Source organism: Micromonospora sp. NPDC047620 (assembly GCF_043205005.1).
Taxonomy (GTDB): Bacteria; Actinomycetota; Actinomycetes; order Mycobacteriales; family Micromonosporaceae; genus Micromonospora.
In genome coordinates, this window is sequence record NZ_JBIDDG010000219.1 from 1 (window position 1) to 1,009 (window position 1,009).

Annotated in this window: 1 protein-coding gene; it reads right to left on the bottom strand. The window is 60.0% G+C overall.

The features are described from left to right. On the bottom strand, positions 1-653 hold a 653-nt coding region (locus ACGF5C_RS35405), incomplete at its 3' end, for a hypothetical protein (RefSeq protein WP_393308859.1). Between the last annotated feature and the right edge of the window lie 356 nt (positions 654-1,009).

Sequence of the window (1,009 nt, forward strand, 5' to 3'; positions counted from 1 at the left end):
TACCAAAGCTCCCGGTAAACAAGAGTCTCGGGTGTCACCTCTCGATCAGTGAACCATGTGTTCTCGCCCTGCCGGAACCGCCAAGAAACCCGTCGCGAAGAAAGCGTGGGGCGCCGACCTGCAGCTTGCGCAGTACCTCGCACCTTGAGCCGCTTCTTGCCTTGCAGCTCGTCGAGGTGCGCGTTGAGCGCGGGCCAAAGATGGAAAACCATTGATGCAACCGCACCGACCTCAAGGCGAATCGGGGTCGTTGTGAGCTCGGCCGGCCGCAGATCTTCGTAGATCTCGTTCTTGAATCGGCTCGGGGTCATCGTCGTGCGGTAACGCCTCCACCACTGCGTACGTCCCAAGTCGAGCGAAATATTCTCGACCGATACCGGAGAACGTCCTACGTTAGTCACGCGGACCCGGACACATTCGATACCGAAGCGATCAGGCAGGTCCCGGTTCAATGCCTCTGAGAACGATGCCCGGGGCTTCCGCTTCGTTCCCACAACCGACGTGACCATCGCGCCATCCGTGAACTCGAAGACTAGCTGGACCCGGAGGCGTGCGCCGGACAGCTTGAACAGAGCCAATTGCCAGATGATCCCGCTGAGGGTGATACATGCGCTTGCAATCGAAACAATCAGGGCGGCAACCGGTGTCGTCACTGGCCCAGCCTTGATGAAGACCTCCGTATTCGCACGGCGCGAACCCTACACCGGCTGTACGACACAAGCGCCGTGACTGCCACTCTGGCCGACGAACTGGCTCACCCGCGGTTTCTACATCCGCCCGTCCGACATCGATCAGACCTGTCCGCAATCAGTCCACAGTGTCGACGTGCACGACAAACCCCGCCAACACTGCCAGCGGGGTATTTGTCCAGGTCACAGCGATTCACCCTCAGTAACCAACGATCTCGTGGCCTGCAACGATGCAGCGAGTCAATCTTGAAACCCGTTGCTCACGGCTGCATCAGCTTCGCGAATGCTCTGGGTCATCTCGGGCCACGGTCCGGCCCCGA